At 74.7% G+C, this 14280-nt stretch carries 13 protein-coding genes; 6 read left to right on the top strand and 7 right to left on the bottom strand.

The window, feature by feature from the left end; genetic code table 11:
* Positions 1–93 precede the first annotated feature (93 nt).
* The 4 genes from V6D49_RS08545 to hutH all read left to right on the top strand — a co-directional run bounded on the left by V6D49_RS08545 (position 94) and on the right by hutH (position 5012).
* Positions 94–1266, top strand: a complete 1173-nt coding sequence (locus V6D49_RS08545) for an adenylate/guanylate cyclase domain-containing protein (protein ID WP_340558528.1) — start codon at positions 94–96, stop codon at positions 1264–1266.
* A gap of 80 nt (positions 1267–1346) precedes the next feature.
* Positions 1347–2141, top strand: coding sequence for an enoyl-CoA hydratase/isomerase family protein (locus V6D49_RS08540; RefSeq protein WP_340558527.1), 795 nt, complete (start codon positions 1347–1349; stop codon positions 2139–2141).
* A gap of 56 nt (positions 2142–2197) precedes the next feature.
* Positions 2198–3370: a GGDEF domain-containing protein gene (locus V6D49_RS08535; protein WP_340558526.1), complete on the top strand. Its 1173-nt coding sequence runs from the start codon at positions 2198–2200 to the stop codon at positions 3368–3370.
* A 91-nt stretch (positions 3371–3461) separates the two neighbouring features.
* Complete coding sequence (hutH, locus tag V6D49_RS08530; protein ID WP_445330627.1) at positions 3462–5012, top strand: histidine ammonia-lyase; 1551 nt, start codon at positions 3462–3464, stop codon at positions 5010–5012.
* Between the two features lie 90 nt (positions 5013–5102).
* Here hutH and V6D49_RS08525 read toward each other — a convergent pair whose 3' ends face one another.
* Complete coding sequence (locus V6D49_RS08525) at positions 5103–5426, bottom strand: hypothetical protein (RefSeq protein ID WP_340558522.1); 324 nt, start codon at positions 5424–5426, stop codon at positions 5103–5105.
* A gap of 135 nt (positions 5427–5561) precedes the next feature.
* On the opposite strand from V6D49_RS08525, the gene V6D49_RS08520 reads away from it, so the two are divergent.
* Positions 5562–5900, top strand: a complete 339-nt coding sequence (locus tag V6D49_RS08520) for a hypothetical protein (protein WP_340558520.1) — start codon at positions 5562–5564, stop codon at positions 5898–5900.
* Between the two features lie 314 nt (positions 5901–6214).
* Positions 6215–7483, top strand: coding sequence for a L,D-transpeptidase (locus tag V6D49_RS08515; protein WP_340558518.1), 1269 nt, complete (start codon positions 6215–6217; stop codon positions 7481–7483).
* Between the two features lie 99 nt (positions 7484–7582).
* Here V6D49_RS08515 and V6D49_RS08510 read toward each other — a convergent pair whose 3' ends face one another.
* From V6D49_RS08510 to hypB, 6 genes are all read right to left on the bottom strand, one after another.
* Complete coding sequence (locus V6D49_RS08510) at positions 7583–8125, bottom strand: type 1 glutamine amidotransferase domain-containing protein (protein ID WP_340563802.1); 543 nt, start codon at positions 8123–8125, stop codon at positions 7583–7585.
* 121 nt (positions 8126–8246) lie between these two features.
* Positions 8247–9320 (bottom strand): hydrogenase expression/formation protein HypE, encoded by a 1074-nt coding sequence (gene hypE / locus V6D49_RS08505; RefSeq protein ID WP_340563800.1) that lies wholly within the window; start codon positions 9318–9320, stop codon positions 8247–8249.
* Between the two features lie 34 nt (positions 9321–9354).
* Positions 9355–10533 (bottom strand): hydrogenase formation protein HypD, encoded by a 1179-nt coding sequence (gene hypD / locus V6D49_RS08500; protein ID WP_340558516.1) that lies wholly within the window; start codon positions 10531–10533, stop codon positions 9355–9357.
* Positions 10530–10880, bottom strand: coding sequence for a HypC/HybG/HupF family hydrogenase formation chaperone (locus V6D49_RS08495; RefSeq protein WP_340558514.1), 351 nt, complete (start codon positions 10878–10880; stop codon positions 10530–10532). The genes hypD and V6D49_RS08495 overlap by 4 nt, the downstream gene beginning before the upstream one ends.
* Complete coding sequence (hypF, locus tag V6D49_RS08490; RefSeq protein WP_340558512.1) at positions 10840–13386, bottom strand: carbamoyltransferase HypF; 2547 nt, start codon at positions 13384–13386, stop codon at positions 10840–10842. The genes V6D49_RS08495 and hypF overlap by 41 nt, the downstream gene beginning before the upstream one ends.
* A 17-nt stretch (positions 13387–13403) precedes the next feature.
* The gene (hypB, locus tag V6D49_RS08485) at positions 13404–14270 is read right to left on the bottom strand and encodes a hydrogenase nickel incorporation protein HypB (protein WP_340563797.1); all 867 of its coding nucleotides are present in this window, start codon (positions 14268–14270) and stop codon (positions 13404–13406) included.
* Positions 14271–14280 lie beyond the last annotated feature (10 nt).

Here is a 14280-nt window from a genome sequence, read left to right as displayed (position 1 = left end):
TGTGGCGGTAGCGCGGCGCGGTGGGCGCGGTGTAGGGAACGGAAGGGCAGTGCGCAGGTACGTCATGCGCGGGAACCGGGCAAGGGGCGGGCAGTGACCGCGAACGAATCGGCCGTTCCGCCCGCCGACGAGGGTGGCGGACGCCCCGACGCGGCGACCGGCGGGTCCGGTGGGCGCGAGTCGCGGGACAGCACGGGCACCCCGACGGACCACGCGTTCTCGGAGGACCGCGACGGCACCGAGGAGCGCGGCAAGGACAACCCCCTCGCACTCAAGGTCGAGGAGCTGATCCTCGGCGCGGCGCGCACCTACACGCCCTTCCAGGCGGCCCGCGCCGCCGACGTCCCGATGGACCTGGCGGCCCGCTTCTGGCGGGCCATGGGCTTCGCCGACATCGGCCAGGCCCGCGCCCTGACCGAGGCCGACGTCCTGGCGCTGCGCCGCCTGGCCGGTCTCGTCGAGGCGGGGCTGCTGAACGAGGCGATGGCCATCCAGGTCGCCCGCTCCACCGGGCAGACCACGGCCCGCCTCGCCGAGTGGCAGGTGGACTCCTTCATCGCCGGGCTCACCGTCTCCCCGGAGCCCGGGATGAGCCGTATGGAGGTCACCTACCCGCTGGTGGAGCTGCTGCTGCCGGAGCTGGAGGAGTTCCTCATCTACGTCTGGCGCCGGCAGCTCGCGGCGGCCACCGGACGCGTCGTGCAGGCGCAGGACGACGAGGAGATGGTCGACCGCCGACTGGCCGTCGGCTTCGCCGACCTCGTCGGCTTCACCCGGCTGACCCGGCGCCTGGAGGAGGAGGAGCTGGGCGAGCTGGTCGAGGCGTTCGAGACGACGGCCGCCGACCTGGTGGCCGCGCACGGCGGCCGGCTGATCAAGACCCTCGGTGACGAGGTCCTCTTCGCCGCCGACGACGCGGGGACGGCCGCCGAGATCGGGCTGCGCCTGATCGAGACGCTCTCCGGCGACGAGACGATGCCCGAGCTGCGCGTCGGCATGGCCTTCGGCACGGTCACGACCCGCATGGGCGACGTCTTCGGCAACACCGTGAACCTCGCCAGCCGGCTCACCTCGATAGCGCCGAAGGACACGGTGCTCATCGACGGCGCGCTGCGGGAGGAGCTGACGGCCGTCGGCGACGCCCCGCACTCGGAGAAGGACTCCGGCCCCGGCGCGGGCTACCGCTTCGCCCTCCAGCCGCTCTACCAGCGCCCGGTCCGGGGCCTCGGCGTCGTCGAACCCTGGCTCCTGGGCCGCCGCGGCTGACACCCGCCGCACCCCCGGCGTCCGGCCCGCGCGGCTAGAGTGTGAGCGGTCGTTAACACATCCGCGTGGGAGGGATCGCCATGACGCGATACGGCGAGTACGTCGAGGTCCGCAAGGACGCCGGGACGCACGTCGCGGAGCTCGTGCTGGACCGGCCGAAGGCCATGAACGCGGTGTCGACGCAGATGGCGGTCTCCATCGGGGAGGCCTGCGCGGCCCTGTCGGCCGACCGCGAGGTGCGGGCGGTCGTGCTGACGTCCAGCAACGAGCGCGCGTTCTGCGTCGGCGCCGACCTCAAGGAGCGCAACCGCTTCACCGACGCCGAGCTGGGTCGTCAGCGGCCCTACGCCCGTGCCGCCTACACCGGCGTCCTCCAGCTCCCGATGCCGACGATCGCCGCCGTGCACGGTTTCGCCCTCGGCGGCGGCTTCGAGCTGGCGCTCTCGTGCGACCTGATCGTGGCCGACGCCACGGCCGTCGTCGGGCTGCCGGAGGTGTCCGTCGGCGTCATTCCGGGCGGCGGCGGCACGCAGCTGCTGCCGCGCCGGGTGGGCGCGGCCCGGGCGGCCGAGCTGATCTTCACCGCGCGCCGGGTGGCCGCCGAGGAGGCGCGGGCGCTCGGGCTCGTGGACGAGCTCGTGGCCGAGGGGGCCGACCGCACCGAGGCGCTGGCCCTGGCCGCCCGCATCGCCGCCCACTCGCCCGTCGGGCTGCGTGCTGCCAAGCGGGCCCTGCGCACCGGCTGGGGCATGGCGCTCGCGGCCGGTCTGGAGGTGGAGGACGCGGCCTGGCGCACGGTGGCGTTCTCCGGTGACCGGGCCGAGGGTGTCGCCGCGTTCAACGAGAAGCGGACCCCGGAGTGGCCAGGGGAGTGACGGGCGGCGTACGGCCCGCAGCGCAGAGTGCGGCGAAACCTCCTAATCTGGGTCGTATGGGTGACGATGCCAGGCTCCGTGCCGTGCTGCGGCTGGCGCAGGCCATGGCCGCCGCCCCGGACTCCGCCGAGGCGGCCCGGGCGGCGGCGGCCGGTGCGCGGACGGCGATGGACGGCTCGTTCGCGGCCGTCTCGGTGTGGGAGCGGGCGCGCGGACGGCTGCGCGTGCTGGTGAACGACGGGGTGCTGGCGCCGGGCGAGGAAACGTTTCCTCAGGACGAGTCGTACCCCGTCCACCACTTTCCGGAGATCGCCGAGTTCCTGCACGAGCGCTGGACGGGCGGCGAGGGGCCCCAGGCGTGGGTGGAGACGGCGGACGAGGCGCCGACGTCGGGGGCCGGGTTCTCGGCCGGGGTCCCGGCCGGAGCCGGGGGGCACGGGCCGCGCCGGGCCGCCGCGCTGCGCCGACGGGGGAGGGGGAGCTGCGTCGTCGCGCCGATCGTCCTGCACGGCCGGGCGTGGGGCGAGCTGTACGTCGCGCGCCCGCCGCACGGCGTGGTCTTCGGGGCCGAGGAGGTGGCGTTCGCGACGGTGCTGGCCGCCGTCGTCGCGGCCGGGCTCTCGCAGCACGAGCGGCTGGAGGAGGTGCGGCGGCTCGCCTTCACCGACCCGCTCACCGGCCTCGGCAACCGGCGCGCGGTGGACGCCCGGCTCGACGAGGCGCTGGAGCGGCACCGCGCCGACGGCACGGTGGTGAGCCTCGTCGTGTGCGACCTCAACGGGCTCAAGGAGGTCAACGACACCGCCGGGCACGCGGCTGGCGACCGCCTGCTCGAACGTTTCGGCTGTCTCCTCTCGCGCTGCGGGGCGATGCTGTCGGGGCTGTCGGGACTGTCGGGCACGCTGGCCGCCCGGCTCGGTGGCGACGAGTTCTGCCTGCTCGCCGTCGGCTCCCCGGCGGACGAGGTCGTGGGTGTCGCGGAGGAGCTGTGCGTGCGGGCGGGCGAGCTGGGGGCGGGCCACGGCGTCGCCTGCGGGGTGGCGTCCACCGGCGACCCCATCGGGCCCGTGCACTCGGCCCGCCGCCTGCTGCGGCTCGCCGACGCCGCCCAGTACCGGGCGAAGGCGGCACGGGCGGGCAAGCCGGTGGTGGCCGGGCGCGAGATCGTCCACCTCGCGGACGGGACCGAGCCGCCCGCCGGGGAGCGCCGCCGCTTCCGGGGCCGCTGACGCCAAGCGCGGGGCGGGGCGTCCCGTCCGGCCGGTCGCCTCCGGGGCGTGACAGGAAGGCATTCAGTGCTTAGGGTGCGTGAATATGGATATGCAGCAGGCAGTCGTGACGGTCGGGCCCCGGGACGTCGGTCCGGCCGACGTCCTCGCCGTCGCCCGGGGCGACGCGCGCGTCGAGCTGAGCGCGGAGGCCCTGACGGGTGTCGCCCGGGCGCGCGGGTTCATCGAGGACCTGGCCGCCAAGCCGGACCCGGTCTACGGCGTCTCCACCGGCTTCGGCGCCCTGGCCGTCCGGCACATCAGCCCCGAGCTGCGCGCGCAGCTCCAGCGCAACATCGTGCGGTCCCACGCCGCCGGCACCGGCCCGCGCGTCGAGCGTGAGGTCGTCCGCGCACTGATGTTCCTGCGGCTCAAGACCATCGCCTCCGGCCACACCGGGGTCCGCCCGGAGGTCCTGCGGACCATGGCGGACGTGCTGAACGCCGGGATCACCCCCGTCGTCCACGAGTACGGCTCCCTCGGCTGCTCCGGCGACCTGGCGCCGCTCTCGCACTGCGCCCTCACCCTGCTCGGTGAGGGCGACGCGGAGGGCCCCGACGGCGTCGTGCGCCCCGCCGCCGAGCTGCTGGCCGCGCACGGGATCGCCCCCGTCGAGCTGCGGGAGAAGGAGGGCCTGGCCCTCCTCAACGGCACCGACGGCATGCTCGGCATGCTGGTCATGGCCGCCGCCGACCTGTCCCGCCTCTTCACCGGCGCCGACATCACCGCCGCCCTCACCCTCGAGGCGCTGCTGGGCACCGACCGCGTGCTCGCCCCCGAGCTGCACGCCGTCCGCCCGCACCCCGGGCAGGCCGCCAGCGCGGCCAACATGGCGAAGGTGCTGGAGGGCTCCGGGCTCACCGGCCACCACCAGGACGACGCGCCGCGCGTCCAGGACGCCTACTCGGTGCGCTGCGCCCCGCAGGTCGCCGGAGCGGGCCGCGACACGCTCGCCCACGCCCTCCTGGTGGCCGAACGCGAGCTGGCCGCCGCCGTCGACAACCCGGTCGTCCTCGCTGACGGGCGGGTGGAGTCCAACGGCAACTTCCACGGCGCCCCCGTGGCCTACGTGCTGGACTTCCTGGCCATCGCCTGCGCCGACCTGGCCTCCATCGCCGAGCGCCGCACCGACCGGCTGCTGGACAAGAACCGCTCGCACGGCCTGCCCGCCTTCCTGGCCGACGACCCCGGCGTCGACTCCGGTCTGATGATCGCCCAGTACACGCAGGCCGCGCTGGTCAGCGAGCTGAAGCGGCTCGCCGTACCGGCCTCGGCGGACTCGATCCCCTCCTCCGCCATGCAGGAGGACCACGTCTCCATGGGCTGGTCTGCGGCGCGCAAGCTGCGCACGGCCGTGGACAACCTGACGCGCGTCATCGCGATCGAGCTGTACGCCGCCGCACGGGCCCTGGAGCTGCGCGCGGCGGCCGGCGGAACCCCCGCCCCGGCGAGTCTCGCCGTGCTGGAGGCCGCGCGGGCCGCCGGTGTCGCGGGCGCCGGGCCCGACCGGTTCCTGTCGCCCGACCTCGCGGCGGCGGAGGCGTTCGTGCGCGACGGGGGCCTGGTCCGGGCCGCCGAGAGGGTCACCGGCCGGCTGGCCTGACGCGACCGCCCCCGCCGGGCGCGCCGCGTCCCGGTGGGGACGCTGCGTGCGGCGGGGGCGTGCGGCAGGGGGCGTGCGGTGGACGAGCGCTCAGAGCGCGGTGCGCGCACGGCGCGCGGCATGCGCGAGGAGCCCCGAGCCCGCCGCCAGGAAGGCGACCCCTCCGGCGACGTAGGGCGTGCTGTCGAACGTCCCGGTCTCGGCCAGTCGCGGGCCGGTGGCGGCGGGACCGGAGGCGTCGGAAACGTCGGAGGCGTCGGTACCGGCGGTGCTTCCGGACGCGGACGACGTGACCCGCTCCGTGCGCGGCGGCTCCTCCTCCAGTGAGGCGTTCGCGGACGGGACGAACCACAACCCGCAGAGCAGGCCGCCCGCCAGGGCCGAGGTCACCAGCGTGCGGCGGGGTCCGGCCACGAGGGCCTCCTTCAGTGGTGCAGGTGCGGTGTGCGTGGGGGGAGTACGGGGGAAACACCCGTGCGGGAGCCGATGTTAGCCAGCGCGGCGGGTCGTGGGGAAGCCCCGCAGGCAGGGCCGCCTACGCTCCGTGGAATGAGCGCAGAAGACACCCCCCGCTACGTCCGCCTCCAGGTCGAGGTCGTGCTGGAGGTCGCCGATCCGGAATCCCTCGCCCGGGCCGCGGCCGCGCACATCGAAGCGGACGAGTTCATGCCGGACGAGGAGCGGCGGGACGCCGTGACGGCCGTGGGCGAGGACACGGCCGAGGCCATCGCCTACCTCGTCGACCCGATCGACCTGGTCAGCGAGGTGCCGGGCGTCGAGCTCGCGCAGGCGTCGTGGAGCAGCGAGTTGATCGACTACGATCCCGAGTCCGAGCTGTGGCAGCTGGACGGCTTCGAGGACGCCGAGCCGGCGGCGGCCGACCGGTAACCGGAACCCGAGCCCGGCGGCGTCGGTCGGCAGCTCCCCGACACCGCCGCCGACGTCCCGCCGACGGCCGGCGCCCGAGCCCGCCCGACGCCCGCGTGCCCCCTGCGCCCCACCCGTCACGGAGCACCGCTCGGTCGGGCCGGGGAGGGAGCCACTGGACCTGGGCCGGTGTTCTGGGCCACAGTTTGCTTCGGGGTGGAACGCGCCACAGACTCCCTTGCGTTCTTGTACGTACAAATGTGATGTCACATGCCCGATTTGATGGGCGCGCTCGCCACCCTGTGCGGCGCGGGGAGTCCAGGGCCTTCGAAGCGATGGAGAAGCGTGTGAAAACGGCCAGCAAGCACCGCAGGGGCATAGCGGTCACGGCTGCTCTGCTCAGTGGTGTCCTCGCGCTCGGTGCGTGCAGCGGCGAGGAAGCCGACGGCCAGGACGGCCCGGGGAAGAGCGACCCGTCGGCCGGGAGCTCCGAGGGAGCGGACGAGCAGAAGCCGGAGTCGGCCGCGCAGATATCCATCACCCCGGAGAACGGCACGGAGAACGCGGGCATCAACAACGACGCCGAGGTCACCGTCAAAGGCGGCACGCTCACCGAGGTGACCATGACGGCCACCGCCGGCGGCGGCGCCGTCGAGGGCGAGCTGTCCGCCGACAAGACCTCCTGGAAGCCCTCCGGCCAGCTCGACCGCGCGACGGAGTACCGCGTCGAGGCGAAGGCCGAGGACGCCGACGGCCGGCCGACCACCGAGAACGCGACGTTCACCACCGTCTCGCCCGACAACAGCTTCATCGGCTACTTCACCCCCGAGGACGGCGACACCGTCGGCGTGGGCATGCCGGTCTCCATCAACTTCGACAAGCCGATCGCGAACCGGGCCGAGGTCCAGTCCGCGATCGAGGTCAACTCCACCGGCGGCCAGGAGGTCGTCGGGCACTGGTTCGGCGACCAGCGCCTCGACTTCCGTCCCAGGGACTACTGGAAGCCCGGAACCGAGATCGACGTCAAGCTCTCCCTGGACGGAGTGGAGGGCTCGAACGGCGTCACCGGCGTCCAGGACAAGAGCTTCAGCTTCACCATCGGCCGCTCGCAGGTGAGCACGGTCGACGTCGAGAAGCACACGATGACCGTCGTCCGGGACGGCGAGGAGGTCAAGACGGTCCCGATCTCCGCCGGCAGCAAGGAGACCCCGACCTACAACGGTCAGATGGTGATCTCCGAGATGTTCGAGGAGACCCGGATGAACGGCGCGACGGTCGGCTTCACCGACGACGACGGCGAGGGCGAGTACGACATCCCCGACGTGCCGCACGCCATGCGCCTGTCCACCTCCGGGACGTTCATCCACGGCAACTACTGGGGCGCCCCCTTCGGTGAGGGCAACACCAGCCACGGCTGCGTGGGCCTCCAGGACGTCAAGGGCGCCGACGACCCGACGACCGACGGCTCCTGGTTCTACGAGAACTCGATGATCGGCGACGTGGTCGTGGTGAAGAACTCCCCGGACAAGGAGATCCAGCCGGACAACGGTCTCAACGGCTGGAACATGTCCTGGTCGGAGTGGGTCGCCGGCTCCGCCGTCTGATCCACCGCACAACGGCCGTGGGGCCCGCACCCGAACCGGGTGCGGGCCCCACGCCGTCCCGGCCGCAGCGCGGCCGTCCCGGCTACGCGGCCGTTCCGACTACGTCGAGATCTTCTGGAACTCGCGGACGAAGGCCGTGCAGAACGCCTTGAGGTCGCCCGGCTTACGGCTGCTGACCAGGACGTTCGGCCCGTCCTCGCAGCGGACGACCTCCTCGTCCACCCACGTCGCGCCCGCGTTGCGCAGATCCGTTCGCAGGCTCGGCCACGACGTGACGCGGCGGCCCCGGACGACGTCCGCCTCGATCAGCGTCCACGGGCCGTGGCAGATGACGGCCACGGGCTTGCCCCGCTCGAAGAACCCCTTCACGAAGTCGACGGCCTGCTCGTCCGTGCGCAGGAGGTCCGGGTTGGCCACGCCGCCGGGCAGCACCAGGCCGTCGTAGTCCTCCATCCCCGCCTGGCCGACCTCGCGGTCCACCGGGAAGGTGTCGCCCTTGTCGAGGTGGTGGAACGCCTGGAGCGTGCCGCCCTGCGTGGAGAGCAGCTCCGGCGTTCCGCCGGCGTCCTTCACGGCCTGCCACGGCTCCGTCAGCTCGACCTGTTCCACGCCCTCGGGGGCGGCGAGAAACGCCACGCGCATGCTGTTCACGTCCTTGTTCATCGCTTGTCGGATCGTTCGTCCCGGGTCGGTCCCCGGCCGGGTGCCCGCCCGGCCGGGGACCCATGCCCGACCGCCTGTTCGGCGGGCCGGCAGCTGCGGCCTAGCAGATGCGGGGGAGCTGTTCGCCGAGCGGCAGGTCCACGACGCGGGTGCCGCCGAAGGCCGTGCGGGCCACCACCATGCCCGGGTGCTCGGCGACGCACTCGCCGATCACCGCCGCCCCACGGCCCTGCGGGTGGTCGCGCAGGGCCGCCAGGACGGCGTCCGCCTCCGCCCGGGGCACCACGGCGACGAGTCGGCCCTCGTTGGCGACGTAGAGCGGGTCGAGGCCGAGGAAGCCGCAGGCGTTCGCGACGGCCTCCGGCACGGGCAGGCTGCGCTCGGTGAGGACGACGCCGGTGTCGGACGCCGAGGCGATCTCGTTGAGCGTCGCCGCGACGCCGCCGCGCGTCGGGTCGCGCAGGACGTGCACGTCACGGGTGACGCGGAGCATCGCCGCGACCAGTCCGTTCAGCGGCGCGGTGTCACTCGCCAGCTCCCCGGCGCCGAACTCCAGGCCCTCCCGCAGGCTGAGCACGGCGATCCCGTGCAGCCCGATGGGGCCGCTGACGATCACCACGTCGCCCGGCACGGCGCGCTGCGGGCGGATGTCGACGCCGTCGGGGATCAGACCGATGCCGGAGGTGTTGACGTAGATCCCGTCGCCGTGCCCGGCCTCCACCACCTTCGTGTCCCCGGTGGCGACCGTGACGCCGGCCGCCTCCGCGGCCGCTCCGATCGCCTCCGCCACCCTCCCCACCACGGAGAGCTCGACACCCTCCTCCAGGATGAATCCGCAGGACAGGTAGGCCGCCTGCGCCCCGCTCATCGCCAGGTCGTTGACGGTGCCGTTGACGGCGAGGTCCCCGATGCACCCGCCGGGGAAGAACAGCGGGCGCACGACGTAGGAGTCGGTGGAGAACGCGAGGCGGGCCCCGCCCAGGGTGACGGCGGCGGAGTCGCCGAGCCCGGCCAGCGTCGGATTGCCGTAGGCGGGGACGAAGAGGTGTTCCATCAGCTCCGCCGACAGGGCGCCGCCCCCGCCGTGCCCGAGCACCACCGAGGGGTGGTCCCGCAGCGGCGCCGGGCACGTCCACGCGGCCGGGTCCACGACCTCCGGCTCCGGAACGTCCAGCTCGGGGGCCTCGGGGGCCGTGGCGGTCGTCGTCTCAGCCAAGGGGGCTCGCCTCCTTCACGGCGTCGGTCGCGCCGGCCGGGACGGGTTCCCGCCCCGCCGCCTCCCGCGCGGCCGGCGCGCCCGGGGTGAGCCGGCGGTAGAGGTAGTACGCGGCGCAGGCGCCCTCGCTGGAGACCATCGTGGCGCCCAGCGGGGTGCGCGGCGTGCACCGCGTGCCGAACGCCTCGCACTCGTGCGGCTTGATCAGGCCCTGGAGGACCTCGCCGCTGCGGCAGGCGGCGGGCTCGGCCGTCCGCACGTCCCCCACCTCGAAGCGGTGCTCGGCGTCGTAGGCGCGGAAGGCGTCCGACAGCCGCCAGCCGCTGTCCGGAATCGTGCCGATGCCGCGCCACGACCGGTCGGTGACCTCGAAGACCTCCTCGATCCGGGCCAGCGCCGGGGCGTTCCCCGCCTCCCGCACGGCCCTCGGGTAGGCGTTCTCGACCCGGTGCTCACCGCGCTCCAGCTGGCGCACGGCCCGCCGCACGCCCTCCAGGATGTCGAGCGGCTCGAAGCCGGTGACGACGATGGGCACCCGGTACCGCTCGGCCAGCGCCGGGTACTCCTCGGTGCCCATGACGCTGCACACGTGCCCGGCGGCGAGGAAGCCCTGCACCCGGCAGTGCGGCGCCCGCATGATCGCCTCGACGGCCGGGGGCACCCGCACGTGCGAGACCAGCAGGCTGAAGTTGGCGATGCCCAGCCGACGCGCCTCGTGGACGGTCATCGCGTTCGCGGGCGCGGTGGTCTCGAACCCGATGCCGAAGAAGACGACCTCGCGGTCGGGGTTGCGGCGGGCGACGTCGAGGGCGTCCAGCGGCGAGTACACCACCCGGACGTCCCCGCCCGCGCTCTTGACCTGGAACAGGTCCCGGCCGGTGCCCGGCACCCGCAGCATGTCGCCGAAGGAGCAGAAGATGACGCCGGGGCGCGAGGCGATCTCCAGCGCCTTGTCGATCATCTCCAGGGGCGTCACGCACACCGGGCAGCCGGGGCCGTGGATCAGCTCCAGGGAGTCCGGCAGCAGCTGGTCGATGCCGTGCCGGATGATCGAGTGCGTCTGGCCGCCGCAGACCTCCATCAGCGCCCAGGGCCGGGTCACCGTGGTGTGGATGTCGTCCAGCAGCCGGCGGGCCAGCGCCGGGTCGTGGAACTCGTCGATGTACTTCACCGGGTTACCTCCTCGTCCGACCGGGCGGCGGCATCGGTGGTGGCCGTGGCCGCCACGGCGTCGGGGACGTCCGCGCCGGCCTCGGCCGCCGCGCGCCCCCAGGCGTCGCCGAACTCCTCGTCCAGCAGCCCCAGCTCCTCGAAGAGCCGCAGCGACGCCCGCGCCGACTCCTCGTCCAGACGCTGGAGCGCGAAGCCGACGTGCACGATGACGTACTCGCCCACCTGCGCCTCCGGCACGTAGGCCAGGCACACGTCCTTGGTCACGCCGCCGAAGTCGACCTGCGCCATGGGGGTGCCGTCCCGCTCACCGGTTCCGACCACTCGTCCTGGTACCGCCAGGCACATGGCCCGCCTCCGTTCGTCTCGTGGGTGGGGAAGTGCGCAGCGGCTCCCGGGCCGCCACCATGAGCTGTCCGAGGGCCAGGCCGCCGTCGCCGGGCGGCACCGCGCGGTGCCGCAGCACGGTGAAGCCGCCCGCGTCGAGGCCGTCGGCGCACGCCTCGTCCAGCAGCGCGTTGGCGAACACGCCGCCGGTGAGGGCGACCGTGCGCACCCCCGTCTCGTGGCGGGCGCGGCGGCAGACGGTGACCACCGCCGCCGCCACGGCCCGGTGGAACCGGGCGGCCATGACCTCGGCCGGGGTGCCGCGCCGGACGTCGGCCGCGAGGTCCGCCAGGACGGGCGCCGGGTCGAACACCGTGACGCCCGGCGTCCCGGCCGTGCCCCGCGACCGCAGGGCGAACGCGTAGGCGGGGGCCGGGCCCGGCTCCCCGACCCGCCAGACCCGCGCGGCGGCGGCCTCCAGCTCGACGGCGGCCTGCGCCTCGTACCCGGCCCGGTGGCACACACCGGTCAGCGAGGCCACCGCGTCGAACAGCCGCCCCATGCTGGACGTCGGCACGAGCGCGACGCGCCGCTCCAGCTGACGGGCCAACAGCCGCAGCTCCTCGTCGGTGCAGGCCGCCGCGCACGGCAGGTCCGGCGCCCAGGGCACGCCCGCCGCACGCAGCCGGGCCAGCGCCGTGCGGCACGGGTTGGCCACCGCCGCGTCCCCGCCGGGCAGCGGCGCGTACGCCAGGTGGGCCACTCTGCGGTAGCCGTCGTAGTCGGCCAGCATGACCTCGCCGCCCCACACGGCGCCGTCCGCGCCGTACCCCGTCCCGTCGAAGGCGACGCCGATGACCGGGCCCGTGCCGTCCAGTCCGTGCTCGGCCATGGTGGAGGCGATGTGCGCGTGGTGGTGCTGGACGAGGACCGGCTGGTCGGCGCGGGCCCCGGCGCGGCCCCGGGCCCAGCGCGTCGCGTGGTAGCGCGGGTGCGGATCGGCGGCGAGCACCTCCGGGCGGACGCCGGTGAGCTCCCGCAGCCGCTGCTCGCCCCGGCCGAACGCCTCCAGGGCGGTGAGGTCGCCCAGGTCGCCCAGGTGTGGGGAGAACCAGGCGTCGGTGCCCGCGCCGAGGCACAGCGCGTTCTTCAGGTCCCCGCCGACGGCCAGCGCGGGCCGGACGGGCACGGGCAGGGTCAGCGGCGTCGGCGCGTAGCCGCGGGAGCGGCGCAGGACGAGTTCCCGGCCGTCCGCCCGCACCCGCACCACGGAGTCGTCGCAGGGCACGTCGATGCGGCGGTCGTGGGTGAGCCAGGCGTCGGCGATGCCGCCGAGCCGGTCCAGCGCCTCGTCGTCGTCGGTCACGATCGGCTCCCCGGACCGGTTGCCGCTGGTCATGACGAGGACGCGCGGCCCCGGCGCGTCCCCCGGCAGCCCGAACAGCAGCTCGTGCACGGGGGTGTAGGGGAGCATGACGCCGACGTCGGGGCTGCCGGAGCACACGTTCCCGGCGAGCCCGGGGAGTGGACCCTCGGCGCGGCGCAGCAGGACGATGGGCCGGTGTCGGCCCGTCAGGGCCGCGCGCTCGCCCGCCCCCACGTCGGCGAGTCGCGTGGCCGTGGCGAGATCGGCGCACATCACGGCGAACGGCTTCCCGCCGCGCGCCTTGCGCTCCCGCAGCCGGGCGACGGCTGCCTCGTCGGCGGCGTCGCAGGCCAGGTGGTAGCCGCCGACGCCCTTGACCGCCACGATCGCCCCGGCCGCCAGCAGCTTCCGCGCGACGCCGAGGGCCCGCTCGCCCTCGGCCGCGCGCACGCCCGACCCGGCGCCGGGCACGAGCCGCAGGCGCGGGCCGCAGGCGTGGCAGGCGACCGGCTGGGTGTGGAAGCGGCGGTCCGCCGGGTCGTGGTACTCGCCCCGGCAGGCCGGGCACATGCGGAAGGGCGCCATCGTCGTGGTGGCCCGGTCGTACGGCAGCGCTGTGGCGATGGTGAAGCGCGGTCCGCAGTGCGTGCAGGTGATGAACGGGTGCCGGTAGCGGCGGTCGGCCGGATCGGCGAGCTCGCGCAGGCAGTCCGCGCAGGTCGCGGTGTCCGGCGGGATCCGGGTGTGTCCTGCGCCCTGTTCCGCGCTTCCTCCCGCGCTGCTCTCCGAGGCCCGGATGGTGAACGCCGCCTCGCCGACGGCCGCCAGCGTCTCGTGGCGGACGTCGGCGACGTGCGCGAGCGGCGGGGCGTCCGCCCGCAGCCGTCGGCAGAACTCCTCGACGGCGTGGGCGGGGCCCTCCACCTCGGCGGTGACGCCGCCGGTGGTGTTGGCGACGTGCCCGGCCAGCGCCAGCTCGCCCGCCAGCCGGTGCACGAACGGCCGGAACCCCACGCCCTGGACGACGCCCCGCACCAGCACGCGCCGCCGCAGAACGGCTTCGGGGTCGGCTTCGGGGCCGGCGTCGGTCTCGGGGTCGGTCTCGACAGGGCCGGTGTCGGGGCGGGGGACGTGCGGTGTCTCGGTGATGCCTTCGGTCATGCGGCGGCCCTCACGGCTCAGGAACCGTCGGCGACGGTCTGGAGGACGGCGTCCGACGGCTGCCCGGCCGGGGCGGCGATGACGTCGGACGCCGCCTCGTCCGGGCCCTCCGGCGCGTTCTCCCGGCCGCCCTCCGCCTCCGGCGCGGACTCGTGGCCGTGCGGGTGGCCGTGCGTGTGGCCGTGGCGCTCCAGGTGCTGCCGGGCCAGCACCGGCCGGTGCGGCGTCACCCCGCTGCACGCGGCAAGGGCCCGGTCCAGCAACTCGTCCACGCCCTCGCCCGTGTGGGCGGAGGAACGCAGCACCTCCACACCGGGGTTGACCCGCTCGACGTGGGCCGTGAAGGCCTCCTCGTCGAAGCCCGCCGGCTGCGCGAGATCGGTCTTGGTGAGGACGACGAGGTGCGCGAGGCCGAACGCCGTCGGGTACTTGACGGGCTTGTCCTCCCCCTCGGTGACGGACATCAGCACCACCCGCAGCGACTCGCCCAGGTCGTAGGTGGCCGGGCACACGAGGTTGCCGACGTTCTCCACGAACAGCGCCCTGGTGGCGCGCGGCGGCCAGTCCGCCAGGTGCTCGCGCACCTGGTCGGCCTCCAGGTGGCACAGGCCGCCGGTGAGCACCTGCTTCACCGGCGCACCCGAACGGGCCAGCCGCCGGGCGTCGTTCTCGGTGGCGAGGTCGGCGGTGAGCGCGGCGACCGCGACGCCGCGCTCACCGGCCCGCGTCAGCACCCGTTCCAGCAGCGCCGTCTTGCCGCTACCGGGGCTGGACATGAGGTTCACGGCGGTCATGCCGCGTGCGGTGAGGTCGGCGCGCAGCTCGGCCGCGAGCCCGTCGTTCTTCGCCAGCACCGCGTGGCGCAGGTCGACTGTCCGGCACATCATCGAACGT

The sequence above is a fragment of the Streptomyces sp. GSL17-111 genome, from assembly GCF_037911585.1.
Taxonomy (GTDB): domain Bacteria; phylum Actinomycetota; class Actinomycetes; order Streptomycetales; family Streptomycetaceae; genus Streptomyces.
This window is presented reverse-complemented; position numbering and strand designations above follow the sequence as displayed.

Bases quoted from the DNA above. Each gene is read 5' to 3' on its own strand.
- hypB (WP_340563797.1), bottom strand. From the start codon at position 14,270: ATGTGCCGGACAGTCGACCTGCGCCACGCGGTGCTGGCGAAGAACGAC.
- V6D49_RS08535 (WP_340558526.1), top strand. From the start codon at position 2,198: ATGGGTGACGATGCCAGGCTCCGTGCCGTGCTGCGGCTGGCGCAGGCC.
- V6D49_RS08495 (WP_340558514.1), bottom strand. From the start codon at position 10,880: ATGTGCCTGGCGGTACCAGGACGAGTGGTCGGAACCGGTGAGCGGGAC.
- V6D49_RS08515 (WP_340558518.1), top strand. From the start codon at position 6,215: ATGGAGAAGCGTGTGAAAACGGCCAGCAAGCACCGCAGGGGCATAGCG.
- hutH (WP_445330627.1), top strand. From the start codon at position 3,462: ATGCAGCAGGCAGTCGTGACGGTCGGGCCCCGGGACGTCGGTCCGGCC.
- hypF (WP_340558512.1), bottom strand. From the start codon at position 13,386: ATGACCGAAGGCATCACCGAGACACCGCACGTCCCCCGCCCCGACACC.
- V6D49_RS08540 (WP_340558527.1), top strand. From the start codon at position 1,347: ATGACGCGATACGGCGAGTACGTCGAGGTCCGCAAGGACGCCGGGACG.
- V6D49_RS08510 (WP_340563802.1), bottom strand. From the start codon at position 8,125: ATGCGCGTGGCGTTTCTCGCCGCCCCCGAGGGCGTGGAACAGGTCGAG.
- V6D49_RS08520 (WP_340558520.1), top strand. From the start codon at position 5,562: ATGAGCGCAGAAGACACCCCCCGCTACGTCCGCCTCCAGGTCGAGGTC.